The sequence below is a fragment of the Arthrobacter sp. GmRoot5-12 genome (genome assembly GCF_059739365.1).
In genome coordinates, this window is the sequence record NZ_AP046056.1 from 700,424 (window position 1) to 716,719 (window position 16,296).

At 67.1% G+C, this 16,296-nt stretch carries 25 protein-coding genes; 13 read left to right on the plus strand and 12 right to left on the minus strand.

All coding sequences use genetic code 11. From position 1 onward, the window contains the following. Positions 1–84: 84 nt before the first annotated feature. Positions 85–810 (plus strand): SRPBCC family protein, encoded by a 726-nt coding sequence (locus AC6JAM_RS03130; RefSeq protein ID WP_497934010.1) that lies wholly within the window; start codon positions 85–87, stop codon positions 808–810. Here AC6JAM_RS03130 and AC6JAM_RS03135 read toward each other — a convergent pair. Together AC6JAM_RS03135 and AC6JAM_RS03140 are read right to left on the minus strand one after the other, a co-directional pair. Then, positions 788–1,420, minus strand: coding sequence for an alpha/beta fold hydrolase (locus AC6JAM_RS03135; RefSeq protein WP_497935883.1), 633 nt, complete (start codon positions 1,418–1,420; stop codon positions 788–790). The two genes, AC6JAM_RS03130 and AC6JAM_RS03135, sit on opposite strands and share 23 nt — an antisense overlap. 34 nt (positions 1,421–1,454) lie before the next feature. Continuing rightward, entirely contained in the window at positions 1,455–1,628 is a 174-nt protein-coding gene (locus AC6JAM_RS03140; protein WP_497934013.1) for an alpha/beta fold hydrolase, read from the minus strand. A 199-nt stretch (positions 1,629–1,827) separates the two neighbouring features. On the opposite strand from AC6JAM_RS03140, the gene AC6JAM_RS03145 reads away from it, so the two are divergent. The 4 genes from AC6JAM_RS03145 to AC6JAM_RS03160 all read left to right on the plus strand — a co-directional run bounded on the left by AC6JAM_RS03145 (position 1,828) and on the right by AC6JAM_RS03160 (position 3,649). Then, positions 1,828–2,553 carry a hemerythrin domain-containing protein gene (locus AC6JAM_RS03145; RefSeq protein WP_018770432.1) on the plus strand — a complete coding sequence of 242 codons (726 nt, stop codon included), beginning with the start codon at positions 1,828–1,830 and terminating at the stop codon, positions 2,551–2,553. An 8-nt stretch (positions 2,554–2,561) separates the two neighbouring features. Beyond that, complete coding sequence (locus AC6JAM_RS03150; protein WP_268002757.1) at positions 2,562–2,915, plus strand: hypothetical protein; 354 nt, start codon at positions 2,562–2,564, stop codon at positions 2,913–2,915. A gap of 96 nt (positions 2,916–3,011) precedes the next feature. Then, entirely contained in the window at positions 3,012–3,278 is a 267-nt protein-coding gene (locus AC6JAM_RS03155; protein WP_018770434.1) for a PfkB family carbohydrate kinase, read from the plus strand. Continuing rightward, on the plus strand, positions 3,275–3,649 hold the full coding sequence (locus AC6JAM_RS03160; RefSeq protein WP_018770435.1) for a GNAT family N-acetyltransferase: 375 nt from the start codon (positions 3,275–3,277) through the stop codon (positions 3,647–3,649). Before AC6JAM_RS03155 ends, AC6JAM_RS03160 begins: the two co-directional genes overlap by 4 nt. A gap of 9 nt (positions 3,650–3,658) precedes the next feature. Here AC6JAM_RS03160 and AC6JAM_RS03165 read toward each other — a convergent pair whose 3' ends face one another. Then, a complete protein-coding gene (locus AC6JAM_RS03165) occupies positions 3,659–4,102 on the minus strand; it encodes a nuclear transport factor 2 family protein (protein WP_224084368.1) in 444 nt (147 codons plus the stop codon). Positions 4,103–4,130: 28 nt separating this feature from the next. Then, positions 4,131–4,571, minus strand: a complete 441-nt coding sequence (locus AC6JAM_RS03170) for a YybH family protein (protein WP_018770437.1) — start codon at positions 4,569–4,571, stop codon at positions 4,131–4,133. Between the two features lie 51 nt (positions 4,572–4,622). Between AC6JAM_RS03170 and AC6JAM_RS03175 the strand changes: the two genes are divergently transcribed. Further along, a complete protein-coding gene (locus AC6JAM_RS03175) occupies positions 4,623–5,264 on the plus strand; it encodes a TetR/AcrR family transcriptional regulator (RefSeq protein WP_134165585.1) in 642 nt (213 codons plus the stop codon). Positions 5,265–5,294: 30 nt separating this feature from the next. Here AC6JAM_RS03175 and AC6JAM_RS03180 read toward each other — a convergent pair whose 3' ends face one another. The 4 genes from AC6JAM_RS03180 to AC6JAM_RS03195 form a co-directional block, all read right to left on the minus strand. Then, positions 5,295–5,627 (minus strand): hypothetical protein, encoded by a 333-nt coding sequence (locus AC6JAM_RS03180; RefSeq protein WP_144600577.1) that lies wholly within the window; start codon positions 5,625–5,627, stop codon positions 5,295–5,297. 107 nt (positions 5,628–5,734) lie between these two features. Then, the gene (locus tag AC6JAM_RS03185) at positions 5,735–6,730 is read right to left on the minus strand and encodes a metallophosphoesterase family protein (protein WP_056393326.1); all 996 of its coding nucleotides are present in this window, start codon (positions 6,728–6,730) and stop codon (positions 5,735–5,737) included. Positions 6,731–6,895: 165 nt separating this feature from the next. After that, positions 6,896–7,297, minus strand: a complete 402-nt coding sequence (locus AC6JAM_RS03190) for a hypothetical protein (RefSeq protein ID WP_497934016.1) — start codon at positions 7,295–7,297, stop codon at positions 6,896–6,898. Positions 7,298–7,342: 45 nt separating this feature from the next. Then, complete coding sequence (locus AC6JAM_RS03195; RefSeq protein WP_134165583.1) at positions 7,343–7,549, minus strand: DUF4177 domain-containing protein; 207 nt, start codon at positions 7,547–7,549, stop codon at positions 7,343–7,345. Positions 7,550–7,757: 208 nt separating this feature from the next. Between AC6JAM_RS03195 and AC6JAM_RS03200 the strand changes: the two genes are divergently transcribed. From AC6JAM_RS03200 to AC6JAM_RS03225, 6 genes are all read left to right on the plus strand, one after another. Further along, positions 7,758–8,747, plus strand: a complete 990-nt coding sequence (locus tag AC6JAM_RS03200; RefSeq protein ID WP_018770443.1) for a 2-keto-3-deoxygluconate permease — start codon at positions 7,758–7,760, stop codon at positions 8,745–8,747. Next, a complete protein-coding gene (locus AC6JAM_RS03205) occupies positions 8,744–9,946 on the plus strand; it encodes a four-carbon acid sugar kinase family protein (protein WP_497934018.1) in 1,203 nt (400 codons plus the stop codon). The genes AC6JAM_RS03200 and AC6JAM_RS03205 overlap by 4 nt, the downstream gene beginning before the upstream one ends. Next, complete coding sequence (pdxA, locus tag AC6JAM_RS03210) at positions 9,946–10,950, plus strand: 4-hydroxythreonine-4-phosphate dehydrogenase PdxA (protein WP_056393322.1); 1,005 nt, start codon at positions 9,946–9,948, stop codon at positions 10,948–10,950. Before AC6JAM_RS03205 ends, pdxA begins: the two co-directional genes overlap by 1 nt. A gap of 135 nt (positions 10,951–11,085) precedes the next feature. Then, complete coding sequence (locus tag AC6JAM_RS03215; protein ID WP_497934020.1) at positions 11,086–11,859, plus strand: DeoR/GlpR family DNA-binding transcription regulator; 774 nt, start codon at positions 11,086–11,088, stop codon at positions 11,857–11,859. Positions 11,860–11,905: 46 nt separating this feature from the next. After that, positions 11,906–12,172 carry a type II toxin-antitoxin system Phd/YefM family antitoxin gene (locus tag AC6JAM_RS03220; RefSeq protein WP_026265951.1) on the plus strand — a complete coding sequence of 89 codons (267 nt, stop codon included), beginning with the start codon at positions 11,906–11,908 and terminating at the stop codon, positions 12,170–12,172. Beyond that, positions 12,169–12,561, plus strand: a complete 393-nt coding sequence (locus tag AC6JAM_RS03225; RefSeq protein WP_497934022.1) for a type II toxin-antitoxin system VapC family toxin — start codon at positions 12,169–12,171, stop codon at positions 12,559–12,561. Before AC6JAM_RS03220 ends, AC6JAM_RS03225 begins: the two co-directional genes overlap by 4 nt. A gap of 18 nt (positions 12,562–12,579) precedes the next feature. Here AC6JAM_RS03225 and AC6JAM_RS03230 read toward each other — a convergent pair whose 3' ends face one another. From AC6JAM_RS03230 to AC6JAM_RS03240, 3 genes are read right to left on the minus strand one after another with little or no spacing between them, the layout of a single operon-like run. Further along, the gene (locus AC6JAM_RS03230) at positions 12,580–13,059 is read right to left on the minus strand and encodes a nucleoside deaminase (RefSeq protein WP_497934023.1); all 480 of its coding nucleotides are present in this window, start codon (positions 13,057–13,059) and stop codon (positions 12,580–12,582) included. A gap of 20 nt (positions 13,060–13,079) precedes the next feature. Next, positions 13,080–13,970, minus strand: coding sequence for an NAD(P)H-binding protein (locus tag AC6JAM_RS03235; protein ID WP_497934025.1), 891 nt, complete (start codon positions 13,968–13,970; stop codon positions 13,080–13,082). Beyond that, entirely contained in the window at positions 13,967–14,416 is a 450-nt protein-coding gene (locus AC6JAM_RS03240; RefSeq protein WP_056393315.1) for a nuclear transport factor 2 family protein, read from the minus strand. Before AC6JAM_RS03240 ends, AC6JAM_RS03235 begins: the two co-directional genes overlap by 4 nt. A gap of 98 nt (positions 14,417–14,514) precedes the next feature. Here AC6JAM_RS03240 and AC6JAM_RS03245 point away from each other — a divergent pair, with 98 nt between their 5' ends. After that, positions 14,515–15,177: a TetR/AcrR family transcriptional regulator gene (locus AC6JAM_RS03245; protein ID WP_497934027.1), complete on the plus strand. Its 663-nt coding sequence runs from the start codon at positions 14,515–14,517 to the stop codon at positions 15,175–15,177. Positions 15,178–15,201: 24 nt separating this feature from the next. On the opposite strand, the gene AC6JAM_RS03250 is transcribed toward AC6JAM_RS03245, so the two are convergent. Then, positions 15,202–16,293, minus strand: a complete 1,092-nt coding sequence (locus tag AC6JAM_RS03250; RefSeq protein WP_497934028.1) for a HoxN/HupN/NixA family nickel/cobalt transporter — start codon at positions 16,291–16,293, stop codon at positions 15,202–15,204. Positions 16,294–16,296 lie beyond the last annotated feature (3 nt).

Genomic DNA, 16,296 nt, shown 5'->3' on the forward strand with positions numbered 1-16,296 from the left:
GCGTTTGCGTGACTTTCCTGCGTGGCCCGGGCGGCGGGACCTTCGGCACTTTGCGTGCCGGGGGTCCCGTGGCATGTTGCGGCTATGGCCGGACTGCGATATTTGCGACGGACGGACGGCGGAGCTAATCGGCGCAGGCGCCTGCAACTCCTGGCGGCGTCGCTCGGCGTACAGATCACGGCGTATCTGCTGTGGCGTCCGGCCATGCTGCGCTGGGGAACCGAGGGCACGGAAGCCGTGGAGCGGCTGCCCGGCGACGACCTTGAGCCCCAACCGGTGATCCAGAGCACCAGGGCCATCAGCATCGACGCCCCGCCCGAGCGCGTGTGGCCGTGGATCGTGCAGATGGGAATCTACCGCGCCGGGTTCTACACGCATGACCGGGTCGAGCGTGCCCTGTTCCATGCCCGGTACGTCGAGGGCAAACAGTCTGCAACCCGAATCCACCCGGAACTGCAGGACCTCAAGGTGGGCGACAAGGTACCGTATGGCGGGGGCGTGTACGCGACCGTCACCGCGCTTGAGCCCAACCGGCACCTGGTGGCGGGAGAACAGTTCATCCTGCGGCCCCTGCCGGGGAACCGCACCCGGTTGATCATCCGGTACCGCGGCAAGGGGTACCTGAGCGCCGCGGCGCGCGGTGCCGGGCCCGACGCTCCCATGGCCACCCGGGCTTTGGCCTTCACCCTCCAAAACGTTCCAGGCGCGATGCTGCTGGCACGCGCCGTCGACCTTTTCATTGGCGACCCGCTGCACCACTACATGGAAGTTGGCGTGCTCCGCGGGGTCAGGCAGCGCGCGGAGTCCTGAAGAACTCCATAGCTCTGCCGGAGACCAGTTCCGGCCGGTGGTCGGCGATGAAGTGCCCCTCACCCGGCACGATCTCGGTGGTGACGTTGCCGCCCCGGCCGCGGCGGTGGCCCATCCGTTGCAGGGTGGCCGATGGTTCCATGGATCCGATAAGGACGAGGGTGGGGACCGTGAAGTCGCGCCGGCCATACACCCCGAAAATGATCTTCAGGAAGGCTGGCAGGATGGTGCCGCGGTAGAGTGCCGAGCCCGCTCTTGCCCTGGCAGGCTTTGCGGCTGCTGCGTTGTAGAGGCTCATGTCCGCCTCGGATACGCCCCCTGCGGGTTCAAATGCTGTGAAGAGGTGCTGCATCACCTTCCGGCTCCGCTGGATCCGCGGGCCGATAAATGGAACGGCCAGGGCGAAGGCGTGCCACAGCTTGGGAAAGACCAAAACCAGCCGGGCATTGGGCCTGATGTGGACGTCGGGGGCACCTGTAACGATGAGTGCCTCAACAAGATCAGGCCGCTGCATGGCGAGTAGCTGCCCCACGATGGCACCCCAGTCGTGGGTGAGGAAGCGGGCTCGGCTGATGCCAAGCTTTGCCATGAGTCCGATGACGTCCTCCACCAGCAACCCGGCTGAGTATCGGCCCTGTGGTGCATCACTCCAGCCGCATCACGCCGTGCCATTCCCACCAGTTCTGCGGGAAGCCGTGCAGGAGAACCAGGGGATCCCCGCTACCTGCCTCAGCGATATGCAATCGGATGCCGCGGATGTTCATCCATCTGTGGGTGACGCCATCAAGCTCCGGCATCGCAGCGACCTTGCCTTCCATGAACCTAATTTACTACTTAAGTAGTACCGGTGTCAGGACCTGCCGCGCAGCCCCTCCGGGTGCACCCGGCCCTGCGCGCATCAAGGCCTGGTCCGTCGCCGTCGTACTTCTGCAAAGCCGTTGTGCGCCGTGGAGCCCGGGGCTACGATGCTCCCGGGGAGAGGTCCTTTGTCTCGCGAGACTGGAAAGGGCCACGCACATGACCGACTTCTTCACAATGCAGCCCGGCGAGACGGCGCCTCCCCTGCCGGCGGGACCCGTCCTGTGCGCGGGGACGGCAGCGATGCGGCGCATCCACCGGTTCTTCCTCTGGGCCTACGGCGAGGCGCCGGGACTGGTGCGCTCCGCCGCCGCCGGCGACACTGCCCGGGCAGCCTACGTGGGCGAAGTGCTGGGCAACTTCGACAAGGTGCTGCATATCCACCACGAAGGCGAAGACCTCCTGATGTACCCGCAGCTGAAGGAGCGGGCACCGGCATGCGCGCTGCATGTGGGGCAGATGCTTGAGCAGCACAGGCAGGTCACGCAGAGGCTGGAGGCCATCGAGCCGGTCCGGCTGCGCTGGATGCAGACGGCGGATGAGGAGTCCGGCGCGGAACTCGCCGCCCGCTATGAAGACCTGTCCGGCGTCCTCAACGTACATCTGCGCCGCGAGGTCACGGAGATGATGCCGGTTGCTGACAGGGTGATGACGGAGAAGGAAGCTGCCGCGGTGGGACAGCACGGGATCCAGGAACTCGACAAGAAATTCCTGGTGGGCTACCTCGGCATGGTGCTGGCTACCAACCCGCCGGCGGACCGGAAAGAACTGTTCAAGGAAATCCCTCCCCCGGTGCGGCTCGCCTACCGCCTGGTGGGACGGCGGATGTACCGGAAACAGTACTCAACGCTGTTCCCCGGACGCCCGGTTCCCGAGACGCTGTAGGCGTTCTGTTGCGGCGCCAAGCTGCGGTGGCGGCGGTCAGGGCCGTCCACACGCTGGCGTGGTTCTCCATCGAGTCCTGCGTCATCTACGTGCTCTACACCGGCCTGGCCGGCCGCACGGACAGGCGGGTGGGGTGGGCGGCCGCCGTGGTTGCCGCCGAATCACTGGTGTTCGCCGGAAACGGGTTCCGCTGCCCGCTCACCGGACTCGCGGAGCGCTACGGCGCCGAGCGCGGCTCCGTCACCGACATCTACCTGCCGCGATGGTTCGCGCACAACCTGCCCGCCATCCACGTTCCGCTCCTGGTGCTGATGGTGTACCTCCATGCCCGGAACCTCCGGCACGGGCGCCCGCCGGGCTGAAGTAAGCCGCACTGCCTCCACGACGTCGCTGGCCCGCAGCAGATGCGTCGTTGCCTGGACCGCATCCCAGCGTCCGAAATTTGCCGGGCCCAGGAAGTGCTCCCGACTCCGCTCGAGATCCCTCCGTACGTCTGCCGGCCACTCCCTGAATCCCTTGCCCAGAACACCTGCACCATCGGCGCCGGGGACGCGTTCTGCGCCGCCCTGGTCCTGGCGCTGCAGCGGGGCCTGGACTACACCTCGGCACTTTCTGCTGCCAACCTGGTGGGTGCCGACGCTGTCGGCGACCCTTCCTCCCAGCCCGATTTGGCACGGCTGGGCTACTATCTGGAGCGGATTGCCCCGGCCGTGGACACACGGTGAGCGTGACACTGCGGCGGGCGGCGCCGTCGGACCTTCCCGAGGTCATGCGCATCACCCGGGACGCGTACGCCCGGGCCGGGCACTTCGCGGCAGACCATCCCTACATGGGCGTGCTGGAAGACGTGGAGCACCGCGCCGCCCATGCCGAGGTGTGGGTGGCGGAGTCCGCCGGGAAGGTGGTGGCAGCGGTGACGCTGACATTCGCCGGCCAGCCGTACATCGGGGCCATCAGCATCACCAGCGCCACGTTCATGGAGCGCGCGCACGCCCTGTACGGGTCGCTGGGCTTCCGCCGTGCGCCGGAACGGGATTGGCATGTGCCCGGCGAGGACGTGCTGCTGTGGGTGTTTACGCTGGAACTCGGTGGCTGAGCCTGCCCGCTAAACCCTCGTGGCCAGCTGGGAGTTTTGATCTGCCAGGAAATCAGAATGCCGGTGGACGATCCGCCAGGCACCCTCTTCGCGGCGGTAGATGTGCGTTGTGCGCATCGTGTAGACGGCGGGGATGCCATCCACCACGGCGCTGCTGTGCTCAAGGCCGACCGTGTAGGCGAGGCTTCCGCTGGCACCCGCGGCGACGAGCTCGAACTCAGATCCGGCAGATCCCGTAAACCGGCGGGCCTCCTGGCGGAACTTGGGTTCGAGGTCCGCCCAGCCTGCTCCGGAGATGTGTGCACCGAACAACGTCACGGGGGTCCGGTGTGACCACAGGGCCAGGCGGGGTGCCACGTCTCCCTTGTGCAGCGCCAGCGTCATGTGCCGCTGCTTTGGCAGGATCTCCGCCAGGAACGCGTCCGTTTCCTTGTGCATGGCTTCTTTGTGCATGACTTCCTTGTGCATGGCCCGCCCGCCGTTAGGTGCCGGTCCGGGCGCCAGGCAAAGGAACGTTGGCCTCCCCCGGCGGGAAGTCCGCATGCCGGTGCACGATCCGCCAGTTCCCGTCCTCCCGGCGGTAGACGTGCGTTACCCGCAAGGTGTACTGGCGCGGCGTTCCGTCGACGGTGGCGGAGGTGTGCTCGTAGCCCACGGTGTAGGCGAGGTCGCCGCTTGCTCCGGCAGCGATGATCTCCAGGTCGAAGGAGTCTGCGTGCGTGAACCACGAGGCCACGCTGTGGAACATCGGCTCCACCTCGGCCCAGCCGGTGCCGCTGAGCCGCGCCCCGAAGAGCGTCACAGGATCGTCCTGCGACCAAAGCGCGATGCGCGGGGCGACGTCACCGTTGTGGATGGCGGCGTCCGCGGCCCGCTGCCGGGGAATCATTTCGGCCAGGAATGCATCCGTTTCGGTGGACATGACCAACTCCATTACAGTCATACTGTTTTGAATACAGCTATAATGCATCCAATGGAACGGAAGATCAAGAGGCAGTACGATTCCCGTCGCCGCCAGGAGCAGGCTGCAGAAACCCGGCGGACCATCATCGCGGCGGCGAACGAACTCTTCATTGCCCAGGGATACGGCCAGACCACCATCAAGCAGGTGGCCGCGCGCGCCGGCGTCTCCGTCGAGACCGTATACGCCACGTTCGGCACCAAGGCATCGCTGCTCAGGCACGTTTGGTATGTCGATTTCCGGGGGGATGAAGCGGACGTGGCGCTCTATGACCGGCAGGAGATGCAGTCCATCCTGGCCGAGCCGGACCTGTCGGAGAGGATCCGCCGCCACGCCGTCTTCGTGACGGCGAGCAACCGCCGCATCTTTCCGCTCCTGGACGCGCTTACCGGAGCTGCTGCGAGCGAGCCCGACGCCGCCGCCATGCTCGCCGAGTGGGCGGACCGGCGTCTGGACGTGGCCACCCGCTACGCGCACGCCGCGGCTGCGACCGGCCAGCTGGGCGTCAGCGAGGAGGAATGCAGGGACGTGCTGTTCGCCACCATGGACGGCACCCTGTGGGCCCAGCTGGTGGGGCAGCGCGGCTGGAGCGACGAGAGGTTCTCAACCTGGCTCGGCGCGACGTGGATCGGTGCGCTCGTCCGGGCAAAGTAGCGGTCAGGGCTTCAGCCGGCGGTCAGGGCTTCAGCCGGCCGGTTTCCCTGCGGATCCTCCGGCGCGGCCTTTCCTCCGGAGCATGAACCTCGCAGTGAGCGCAGCGATGAGGCCGGCGAGAGTCACCAGCTGCACTTCGTCGAAGGACAGCCCGTCAATGTTCGGCTGCAGCTCCTCCTCGGTAGCCCAGCCGAACCAGGCTTCGCTGACCAGGATTCCGGCAACGAAATAGGCCAGGGCCGCGTAGAGCCAGAGCCAGCGGGTCACGTGCCTGCCGACAATCAGGTGGGCCACCAGGCCGAAGGCGAGCGACATGGCCGCCAGCAATAACAGGCCGGCAATTCCCAGATCCCACTGCGGCACGGCGAGCCACCTCCCTGCTCCGCACTTCCTGCCATCCAGTCTGCTTGCCAGGCGTCGGTGGATGTAGAGGCGAAGGTCACCGGGGTTCTATATCCATGGGTGCAGCCCTAGGGTGCGGAGCGGGTTCCCGAGTCCTTGCTGGATCCGGTGGTGGGGACGAAGTTCCAGTCGAAGGACCCGTCGCCGTGCAGAGTCAGCCGGAGGAAGCCGCGGGTGTCACTGAAGCGCTTGGCGATGTATTTTGGCTTGCTGATGAACGGGCGCGTATCGATGCCTCCGGTGGACACCTGGAATGCCGTCATCCCGTCGTTGACGCACTTGTCCGCGTTGTTCACCGGGCAGGACCGTTCGTAGTTGTGCTGCGACCCCGACAAAGTCAGCCGGACCCTGTACTTCCACATCAGGTCGATCCACGGCTTCTGGTCACCGGCCCGCCCGTGCTCCTCCGTATCCGAGGTGAAGTAGGGCTCGTGGTACACGACAGCCAGGTACTTCCCCGCCTTTTGGGCGGCGGCGAGGTCCTTGTCCAGCCACGTGGTTGCAGCCGAAGCTTCCGCTTTGTCGTACCGCCACAGCGCGGACGACAGGAAGGCGAAGTGCCAGTTGCCGAAGTCCTTCGAGTACGGTTCGCCGTTCGGGATGAATCCACGCTCCTGGTTGATCGCCGCCTTCTCGGGAGATCCCGGGCATTGGCCGTTCATGAACTTCGCCAGGTCTTCGTTGCGGCCGGGTTCCCAGTCGTGATTGGGCGCGGACACCCAATACAGCTTGGGTTTGGTGCCGCCCCACAGCGGTGTCCAGGTCTTCACGTAGTTGTCGCAGTATCCGGTCTCGTACTGGAAGTCCCCCAGCCCCAGGAACGCGTCAATCTCATTGTTCTCCACAAGCTTGGTTATCGCCGCGCCGTTCCGCCCGGACGGGCTGTCAGGGTCAACGTTGTCGGCGGGGTTCATGTCGCCCACCGCGGCGATATGGACATCGGGCCCGGGAGGCGCTGGCTCCGGCGGCTTCGGCGTGCAGGCCGTGGCAGAGAGCGCCAGCAGGACTGCGGAAACTGCGGCTACATGCCGGAAGGGTTTGTGGCGAGGGAGTGCTTGCCGCATCCCGTATCCCCTTTCGAGCAGCGAAACCGCAGGTCGGCGTGCATTAGGCAGCCACGCGCACCGGCACCTTGATCCTCCTTACGCGTTGGACCGGCTGTCAAGGGTGGAGTGCTGTGAATCCTGCGGGGGGCGGTGCCCAAGAATGCCGAAGGCCTTTCCCAGCTATCACCGTTGTCGGCGGCCCCGCGCCCAGATAACCTCAGCAACGCCGCCCAGGGCCAGTGGGAACGCAACGACGGCGGCCAGGAAGCGCATCAGGTTGTAGGGCTCCGCCAGTGCCGCCCAGCCCACGAGCACACCCGGCAGCCCCACGCAGACAGTCACCCAGGCGGGGTTGCCACGACGGTGCGACCAGATGGCGGCCGCGATCGACATCACGCATCCGCCGTAGGTGAAGCGGTTACCGACCGAGGACTCCTCCATCTCCGCCGGAGTGGGCAGCCAGAAATAGAAATCGGCGCGCACAATCCCATAGCCGATCAGGACCATCGAGGCGAGGACGAGCAAAAGCCACCCAATGGTTCCGGTCCATCGTCGGCGGGCCTCCCGGACAGCAGCCTGACTCATCGCGGCGGGCTATTCAGGGGTCGCGGCTCGATTGGAGGTGTGGGCTTACGCCAGGCTCTCGAAGACCATCGTTGCCTGGATGCGGTCACCGCCGCCAAGTCCCTTGCTCCCGCTGCTGGACGTGGTGATGGTGTGGAGCCGGTAGCCCTTTGCGGCCTGGTCGTTGATGGCTTTTTCCAGCGAGGTCAGGTTGCCCGAACCGGTTCCCCACAGTTTCTCCTTGAGGATCACCTGCATGACGACGTACTGCATGGCGCTGCTTCCTTCCGACGCTGGTCAAGTGGCAGCAATGCTACTCGCGGGAAGCGTGAGACATCGGAACGCCGCGATGCCGGCCTCCAACGTGCTGCGCGGTTCACGCAAGGTAGCTTGCGCTAAACGCGCAATGCGGCATATGATCTACATCATGCTTCGAGCTGATTGCTCGGCCCCTCTCCCCCAACAACAATGAGGTTGATTCATGTCTGTCCCAATCAAGGCCACCATGGAAAAAGTTCCCGGCGGCATGATGCTGATTCCCCTGCTGATCGGTGCCCTTCTCGGCACCTTCGCCCCGGATTCCGCCAAGTTCTTCGGCTCCTTCACCGGCGCACTCTTCACCGGTGGCACCACCATCCTTGCGGTCTTCTACGTCTGCATGGGCGCCAGCATCGATATCAAGGCCACCCCGTACATCCTGAAAAAGGGCGGCGTCCTCTTCGGCAGCAAGGTCCTGTTCGCGATCATCATCGGCGTCATCGCCGGCAGGTTCCTGGGCGAACTACCCATTGACGGCGGGATCCTGTCGGGCCTTTCTGTCCTGGCCATCCTGGCGGCCCTCAATGACACCAACGGCGGAATGTACATGGCCCTGATGGGCCAGTACGGCAAGCCCAAGGATGTGGCGGCCTACTCCGTCATGACCCTGGAATCCGGCCCCTTCCTGACCATGGTGACCCTCGGCGTCGCCGGGCTGTCCGCCTTCCCCTGGCAGGCCCTCGTGGGTGCCATCATCCCCCTGCTCCTCGGAGCCATCCTGGGCGCCCTGGATCCGGCCATGCGCAAGTTCCTGTCCTCCGCGGCCCCCGTCCTCATCCCGTTCTTCGCCCTCGCGCTGGGCTTCGGCCTGAACCTGGGACAGGTTGTCAACGCGGGACTGCTGGGAGTGGCGCTCGGCCTGTTCGTCCTCATCGCCGGCGGCGCCGTGCTCTTCCTTGCGGACAAGCTGACCGGCGGCTCGGGCATTGCCGGCCTGGCGGCAGCCACCACGGCCGGCAACGCAGCCACCGTTCCAATGCTGGTGGCGGCAGCCAATCCGGCCTACGCTCCCGCAGCCGGCCCCGCCACCGTGCTGGTTGCCGCCTCCGTGGTGGTCACCGCCATCGGCTGCCCCCTCATGGTCGCTTGGTACGCTAAGCGCCTGAAAGCCAAGCAGACCGTGGAGACTCTCGAGGTGTCCCCAGCAGTATGAACACCAACGCAGCCATGCGCTGGGCAATCATTGCCGACGACCTGACGGGAGCGGCGGATGCGGCCGCAGCCTACGGGCCCACGCACCGCAGTTCCGTCATCCTCGACATCGACAGCGCTTGGCCCGACGCCGGGATCCTCTCGATCAATACCGAGAGCCGCTACCTGCCTCCCGCGGACGCAGCCAAGGCCGTCACGACGGCGGCCGGCCGGGCCCTGGGCCAGCACCGGCGGGTCTTCAAGAAGATTGATTCACTGCTGCGCGGCAACGTGGGCGTGGAAGTGGCGGCAACACTGGCGCGGCTCACCCAGGGCCGCGGCAAAGGCCTGGCCGTTGTTGCCCCCGCGTTCCCGGGCACGGGACGGACCACCCTCGGCGGCATCGTGCACGTCAACGGTGTTCCCAACACCGCAGGGGACTTTGACGGGGACATCGCCGCGGCACTCGCCGCCGGAGGCCTCACCGCCGAAGTCGCCGGAACAACCGGACGCACGCCGGAGGAAATCGCGCGGCACCTGCGGGACGTGCAGGAACGCGGAATTGACGCCGTCGTACTGGACGCCGTCTCCGACGATGACCTCAAGGCCATCGCGGCTGCCGCGGACCTGCTGGACTTTCCCGCCCTCCTGGCGGGCTCGGGCGGCCTGGCAGGGCACATCGCGGACCGGGAAGAACGAGCCTCTGCGCAAAACGCGCAGGTTCGGCTCGTCAGCCGGACCCTGACCGTGATCGGCAGCTACTCCGCCCTTGCCCGGCAGCAGATTGGTGAGCTGGTCGCGGCCGGGGCTGAACACATCACCCTGGACCACGCCACCCTGGACGGCACTGCGGTCCCGCGCCTGGTTGCCCAGGCGATGGCGCGGACAAACGTGGTGCTGACCCCGGACCCCATGGGCGCCGTGGACAAGTCGCAGGCACTTGTTGTGGCGGCGGCCCTGGCCCGTGCCACCGCGTCGGGCATCGGGCACTGCGACGCCCTGGTCCTCACCGGCGGGGAGACGGCCACGGCGGTCCTGAAAGCCCTCGGCGCCGGCAGCTTCACCGTCCTCGGGGAGATTGAGCCCGGCGTCGTGATGAGCCTGCTTCCCGGGTCACTTCCCCTGCTGGTCACCAAGGCCGGCGCCTTCGGCGACGCCGGGACCCTGGCCCGGACCACCAACTTCCTTACTGCCACCACGACTGAAATGAGTATCAAATAATGGGACGCCCGATTGTTGCCATCACCATGGGCGATGCGGCCGGCATTGGCCCGGAAATCATCGTCAAAGCGCTTGCCGACGCGGAGCTTCGGTCAAAGGCGCGGATGCTGGTCATCGGCGACCTCCGCCGGATGCGGCTGGCAGCGGACATCGTCGCCAGCCCGCTGACCCTGCGCCCGGTCCTGGAGCCGTCCGAGGCTTTGTTCGAGGAAGGCACCATCGACGTGCTGGACATCGACTGCATCCCGGAGGACCTTGCCTGGGGCGAGCTCTCCGCCGCCGCCGGACACGGGTCCTACCTCTTTATCGAGAAGGCAGTCCAGCTGGCCATGGACCGGCAGGTGGACGCCATCTGCACCGGGCCGCTGAACAAGGCGGCGCTGCACGCGGCCGGGCACAAGTTCCCCGGCCACACCGAACTCCTTGCCGAACTGACCGGCACCGAGGAAGTGTCCATGATGCTGACGGCGCCCAAGATGCGCGTCATCCACGTGACCACCCACATCGGCCTGATCGATGCGATCGCCAAGATCAACGGCGACCTGGTGTACCGGACCATCAAGCGGGGCTATGAACTGCTGCGGGCCTCCGGCATCGAGAACCCGCGGATCGCCGTGTGCGCCATCAACCCGCACGCGGGCGAGAACGGGCTGTTCGGCTACGGCGAGGAGGCGGAGAAGATCCAGCCGGGCATCGAGAAGGCCCAGGCGGACGGGATCGACGCCTTTGGCCCGCTCCCGGCGGACACCCTTTTCTTCCTGGCCGGCCGCGGCGACTTCGACCTGGTGGTGGCCCAGTACCACGACCAGGGCCACGGCCCGGTGAAGGTTTTGGGCCTGGAGAACGGCGTGAACATCACGGTGGGCCTGCCCGTGGTGCGCACGTCCGTGGACCACGGTACGGCGTTCGATATCGCGGGCAAGAACATCGCGGACCATGAGTCGCTGCTGGAGGCACTGCGGCAGGCAGTGGACCTGGCGCCGTCGCGCGACGAGGCCCCCTAGCCGCACGGAAGAATCGGCCGGTCAGCGTAATATTGCTGACCGGCCGTTTTGCCGGCTCCGGGCTGCGGAACTTGCCGGAGCCGGAACTAGCATGGTTAGCACTGCCACCGCCATGCCCACGGGAGGAGACCGGGAATGCTCAGCGCAAACGCGCGGCGCGAGGAGATCTACCACCTTGCCGTGACCACCGGCCTGGCCTCCGTGGAGGAGCTCTCCGCCCGGTTCCAGGTGACGGCCTCCACCATCCGCCGCGACCTGGCTTTGCTGAACGGACAGGGCCGGCTGGCCCGCACCTACGGCGGTGCCATGGCACTGGGCGCCCACCCCGAGGCGTCGCTGCGGCAGCGCACCGGCGAGGCGTTCGAGCAGAAGCACGCCATCGCCCGCTGGGCGGCGGCCGTGATCCGGCCCGGGGAAAACATCCTGCTCGACGCCGGCTCCACCGTGGGTGCCCTGGCCCACGAGCTGCGCGGGTTCGGGAAGCTCGCGGTCACCACGCCGGGCATCAACACCATGCAGGAACTGGCCGAGTCCGAGGGCATCGAGGTGGACTGCCTGGGCGGCCGGCTGCGCAGCCTTTCGCAGAGTTTTGTGGGTCCGCTGGCGGAGGCGGCGCTGGAGCGGATGAGCTTTGACCGCGTGTTCCTGGGCGCCGACGCCGTCACGGCCGAGGACGGCATCTGCGAAGCCGACCATGCCCAGACCCGGCTCAAGGAGCTGATGGCCCGGCGCGGCCGGGAAGTCTATGTTTTGGCCGACTCCTCCAAGCTGGGGCTGCGGCCGTTCCACGCCTGGGTGCGGCTGGCGCTGCCGTGGACTTTGGTGACGGACGACGGCGCCGACCCCGCCCAGGTGCAGAAGTTCCGGGACGCAGGGGTACAGGTTGAGGTGGCTGCCGTCAGGCGTTAAATCCTAGGCTTCGAAGCGAATGCTACGATTGCTACGGAGGTGTGCCATGACAACAATCCCCCACCGCGAGCTAAGGAATCAAAGCAGCAAAATCCTGGAGCGGGTGAAAAACGGCGAAACCATCGATGTCACGAATAACGGCGAAGTTGCCGCCACCCTTATCCCGCCTGCAGCCTCACCCTTCGAGCGTCTGCTCCTGTCCGGCAGCGTGCGGCAGGCCGCGGAAAGCCCGGTCGACTTCCAGTTGCTCCAACGCGTGACGTCTGATGTGGGCACGGCCGACATAATCGCCGACCTCCGCGGCGACCGGTGATTCTGTACGTCGACACGTCGGCGGCCCTGAAACTGGTGGTCGAGGAACCTGAGTCCGGTCCCACTGCGGAGTTTCTTTCAACGGCGGCGCAGCGGGGTGACCGACTTGTTGCTTCGATGCTCCTTCACATGGAGTTGCACTGCGCCGCCAACCGCCGCGGCCTGCCGCCGGAACTGGTCAACGCGGTGTTGACCGGAATCAACCTCGTGGACCTGACGCGTTCAGACCTCCTGTACGCGGCCGCACTGCCAGGTAAATTGCGCGGCGCGGACGCGATCCACCTCGCGGCTGCGATCAGGCTTGAAGCTGACCGGTTGATCGCCTTCGACAAGGAACTGCTGGGGGCAGCAACCCGAGCAGGACTTCACACGATCTCCCCGGGCAGCTAACCAGCTTGCCTCGAACCCCTACTCCGCGATGTCCTCGGCCCACAGCTCCGGGTTGTCGGACTGGAAGGTGCGCATCATGTCCACGCAGCGCTGATCGTCCAGCACCACCACCTCAACCCCGCGTGACCGCAGGAGCTCCAGTTCGCCGTCGAACGTTTGTGCCTCCCCCACCACCACGCGGGGGATCTTGAACTGGATGATGGTTCCCGCGCACATGGCACAGGGTGCCAGCGTGGTGTAGAGCGTGGTGTCGCGGTAGCTCTTTTGCCGGCCGGCGGCGCGCAGCGCGGACATCTCCCCGTGCGCGATCGGATCGGCGTTCTGGACCCGCTCGTTATGCCCACTGGCAACCACCACGCCGTCCCGGGCGAGCGCCGCCCCGATGGGGATCCCGCCCTCGGCCAGGCTCTTTTGGGCGGCCTGGTAGGCGGCTTCGAATGCGGGGTGGGCGGCGCGGTCCGGTTCCGGCGCGGCGGATTCATGCTGCTCATGGGTCATGGCGCCATTGTTGCACGCGGCTAGGCCAGAGATCCCGAAGCACCTGACGCCTCGAGGACCTGCTGCAGCCCGGTGACCGGGATGTCGGGAAACTCGGCCCGCGCGGGACCAAACTCAAACGCCGCCGCCCCCGATTCCTCCCAGGCCGCGGCACCCGCCACCCGGGCAAGGAACGGTGAAAACGGCCTGGCCGCCACGGACAGCAGCCGTACGGCGGCGGCCGGAACCCGCTGGATTGATCCATGGGCGGCCCGGGCAAGCAGAGCCTCCGCCACCTCATGTGCGGTGAGCGTCTGCGAGCCCCATTCGATGACGCGGTTCCGCAGCGCCGGGTCGCGGAGGGCACGGACCACGACGGCGGCCGCGTCCCGGACCGAGGTATAGGTCACCGGGGCGGACCCCGAGCCGAACACGGGCACCTTGCCCTTCAACTCAAGCGGCGCCGTCATGATCTCCAGCCGCTGTTCCAGGAGGGCGCCGATCCGGACGATCGTCCAGTCCATGCCGGAGGAGCGCACGGCGTCCTCGGCCGCGGCTTTGCAGCGCAGGAAATCGATGGGCCCGTCCGCGGCAGCGCCGGGCATGGACATCATCACCACGTGCCGCACTCCGGCCGCGGCCGCCGCGCGGACCAGCCGGATGGCGCCGTCGCGGTCAACCGCGCGCGGGCTGGAGTCCTTGATCCCGAACCCCGACGCCGCGAACACCACCTCACTGCAGCCAGCCACCGCCTGCCTGCAGTCCGCGTCGGAGCCGAGGTCCCCGCGGAGGAGTTCGACGCCGTCGCCCATCTTTTGCGGGAAGGGCTGGGACTTGCCCCGGGCCATGATGCGGACCTGTTGCCCTGCGGCAACGAGCAGGGGAACCACGGCGCGGCCAAGGCGGCCTGTACCGCCGACCACCAGGATCATGACCGGTCACCTCCGGCCGCACCATGGACTGCCTCCCGGACGGCTTCGTTCACGTCGCCGGAGTCCTGGTCCACGGGTTCGAGGTAGAACTGGGCCGCGGCAATTTTGTCGTCGCGGAGGGTGAAGATGGCCACCCCTGCGGCTTGCTGCACGGATCCGTCCGGCCGGGTGCCGCGATTGCTCCATTCCATCCAGACCTTGCCGTCCGGTCCGGTGGCCGCGTCATGGACCGTCAGGGTGAGGTCCGGAAGGCCGGCAAAGAGCGCCGTCCAGTTCTTCCGGACCTGCGCGGAGCCCGTGAAGCTGCGGGCCGGGTGGACGGGGGTGGTGTTCCGGTAGTCCTCCGCGAACTGGGACACCATGGCCTCGAGGTCATGGCGGTTGGCCGCGGCCAGCATGCGCCGGACCGGGCCTTCGGGGACGCGCCCGATTCCTGAAGCGTCCATGATCTGCTCCTTAGGTTCCGTCGCGGGAGGCGGAGAGGCTGGTACGCTAAATTTGATACAGTCAGCTGTATCTAACTGATACAAGGAGCTTAAGCCCGATGGGACCCGCGGTCAATGGTGCGCCACCCCGCTCCCGCAGCTACGACGCCCGGCGCCGGCAGGAGGCTGCCGGGGAAGCCAGGAAACGGGTGCTGGCCCAGTCCCGCGCGCTGTTCCTGGCCCACGGCTACGGCCGGACCACCATCGCCGCCATCGCCCACGCGGCCGGCGTCTCCAAGGAGTCCGTGTACAAGGGGTTCGGCGGAAAGCCTGGGCTGGTGCGTGCCATCTACGAACAGAGCCTGCTGGGCGCCGGCGGCCCGCCGGCGGAAGAGCGGTCGGACCGCGCCCAGGCCACGGTCACCGATCCCCGCGAACTCATGGAGCAGTTCGGCCGCTTCATTTCCGAGGTGAGCCCGCTGGGCTCCCCCGTCTACCTCCTCATCCGGGACGCCGCGGCGAGCGGGGACCAGGACATGGCCGCGCTCCTGCGCGACGTGGATGACGGGCGGTACCAACGGATGCTGCACAACGCGCGCCAGGTGCTCGGGAGGGGATTCCTGCGGCCGGGCCTGACGGCGGAGGAGGTGGCCGACGTCTTCTTCATGAGCACCTCGGCCGAGCTCTACGAAACCCTGGTCCTCAAGCGCGGCTGGAGTGCCGAGCATTTCGGACGATTCATGGCCCGTACCTTGGCGGCCAACCTCCTGCCGGAAGGCTGAGGCAAACGGGAACCAAAAGGCGGCTCACTCCTCCAGGCTGGCAGCAGTGGGCGAGCCGCCCCGGAACCTCCAGATGAAGACCCCGGCCAGCCAGGCGAGAACAAACAAGCCCACCACGGCGTAGCCAAGTCCCGTCAGATCGATGCTGCCGATGGCCGCAAAGACCCCGGAAACCGCTCCCGTATTCGCCGAAACCACGGACAGCAGTTCCACGGTCCCCACACCCAGCGCCACGGTGGCCGAGAGCCCGGTCAGGACCAGGTTGTACAGCAGCCTCCGGCGCGGGTGCGCGAACGCCCAACCGTAGGCCGCGTTCATGAACCATCCATCCAGGCTGTCAAGCAGGCTCATGCCCGCCGCGAAGAGGACGGGCAGGGTGAGGACGGCGTACCAGGGAAGTTCCACCGCCGCCGCTCCCCCGGCCACAACCAGCAGCGCCACCTCGGTGGCCGTATCGAATCCCAGGCCGAACAGCAGCCCCACCCAATACATCTGGGCGGGCCGGGTGATGCTGCGCAGGACCGGGCGCAGCAGGCGGACCAGAAGGCCCGGGACCTCGACAGTCGTCCCCAATCCCGGCTGCCCTGCCCGCAGCCGGAAGTCCGTGGCGACGCGGACCAGCAGGGCAAGGTTGAGGAAGGCCAGGAGGTACAGGAACAGTCCTGAGATGGTGGCGCCCACTGGTCCCAGGACCTCCCGCCACCACGAGGCGCCATCTCCGAGCTGGTTTCCCAGGCTGCGGGCTCCCGCAGCCAGCAGCAGGCAGAGGCCAAGGACGATGCTGGAGTGGCCAAGGGAGAACCAGAAACCGACAGTGACGGGGCGAAGGCCTTCACCCATGAGCTTGCGGGTGGTGCCGTCGATGGCTGCGATGTGGTCCACATCGAAGGCGTGGCGCATGCCCAGCAGGTAGGCACCTAGCCCGATCCCCAGTCCGAAGACCTGGCTCGAGCCCAGGAGGAGGTTCTGCGGGACGACGCCCAGCACCAGCACTCCCCAGCCCACCACGTGCAGCAGAAGTACGACGGCGGCCATTCCGGCCAGCGGCGCGCCCGGCTTCTGCGCGGCGGCGCCACGTCGCCGTCCCGTTCGGTAAAGGGGAACCTGGAGGCCCATGGC

What these genes read in the sequence shown, in the direction of transcription:
- AC6JAM_RS03230 (WP_497934023.1), bottom strand. Translation starts at nt 13,059, where the DNA reads ATGACCCATGAGCAGCATGAATCCGCCGCGCCGGAACCGGACCGCGCC.
- AC6JAM_RS03175 (WP_134165585.1), top strand. Translation starts at nt 4,623, where the DNA reads ATGGAACGGAAGATCAAGAGGCAGTACGATTCCCGTCGCCGCCAGGAG.
- AC6JAM_RS03205 (WP_497934018.1), top strand. Translation starts at nt 8,744, where the DNA reads ATGAACACCAACGCAGCCATGCGCTGGGCAATCATTGCCGACGACCTG.
- AC6JAM_RS03245 (WP_497934027.1), top strand. Translation starts at nt 14,515, where the DNA reads ATGGGACCCGCGGTCAATGGTGCGCCACCCCGCTCCCGCAGCTACGAC.
- AC6JAM_RS03215 (WP_497934020.1), top strand. Translation starts at nt 11,086, where the DNA reads ATGCTCAGCGCAAACGCGCGGCGCGAGGAGATCTACCACCTTGCCGTG.
- AC6JAM_RS03235 (WP_497934025.1), bottom strand. Translation starts at nt 13,970, where the DNA reads ATGATCCTGGTGGTCGGCGGTACAGGCCGCCTTGGCCGCGCCGTGGTT.
- AC6JAM_RS03140 (WP_497934013.1), bottom strand. Translation starts at nt 1,628, where the DNA reads ATGGAAGGCAAGGTCGCTGCGATGCCGGAGCTTGATGGCGTCACCCAC.
- AC6JAM_RS03250 (WP_497934028.1), bottom strand. Translation starts at nt 16,293, where the DNA reads ATGGGCCTCCAGGTTCCCCTTTACCGAACGGGACGGCGACGTGGCGCC.
- AC6JAM_RS03185 (WP_056393326.1), bottom strand. Translation starts at nt 6,730, where the DNA reads ATGCGGCAAGCACTCCCTCGCCACAAACCCTTCCGGCATGTAGCCGCA.
- AC6JAM_RS03200 (WP_018770443.1), top strand. Translation starts at nt 7,758, where the DNA reads ATGTCTGTCCCAATCAAGGCCACCATGGAAAAAGTTCCCGGCGGCATG.
- AC6JAM_RS03220 (WP_026265951.1), top strand. Translation starts at nt 11,906, where the DNA reads ATGACAACAATCCCCCACCGCGAGCTAAGGAATCAAAGCAGCAAAATC.
- AC6JAM_RS03170 (WP_018770437.1), bottom strand. Translation starts at nt 4,571, where the DNA reads ATGTCCACCGAAACGGATGCATTCCTGGCCGAAATGATTCCCCGGCAG.
- AC6JAM_RS03190 (WP_497934016.1), bottom strand. Translation starts at nt 7,297, where the DNA reads ATGAGTCAGGCTGCTGTCCGGGAGGCCCGCCGACGATGGACCGGAACC.
- AC6JAM_RS03145 (WP_018770432.1), top strand. Translation starts at nt 1,828, where the DNA reads ATGACCGACTTCTTCACAATGCAGCCCGGCGAGACGGCGCCTCCCCTG.
- pdxA (WP_056393322.1), top strand. Translation starts at nt 9,946, where the DNA reads ATGGGACGCCCGATTGTTGCCATCACCATGGGCGATGCGGCCGGCATT.
- AC6JAM_RS03165 (WP_224084368.1), bottom strand. Translation starts at nt 4,102, where the DNA reads ATGCACAAAGAAGCCATGCACAAGGAAACGGACGCGTTCCTGGCGGAG.
- AC6JAM_RS03240 (WP_056393315.1), bottom strand. Translation starts at nt 14,416, where the DNA reads ATGGACGCTTCAGGAATCGGGCGCGTCCCCGAAGGCCCGGTCCGGCGC.
- AC6JAM_RS03130 (WP_497934010.1), top strand. Translation starts at nt 85, where the DNA reads ATGGCCGGACTGCGATATTTGCGACGGACGGACGGCGGAGCTAATCGG.
- AC6JAM_RS03195 (WP_134165583.1), bottom strand. Translation starts at nt 7,549, where the DNA reads ATGCAGTACGTCGTCATGCAGGTGATCCTCAAGGAGAAACTGTGGGGA.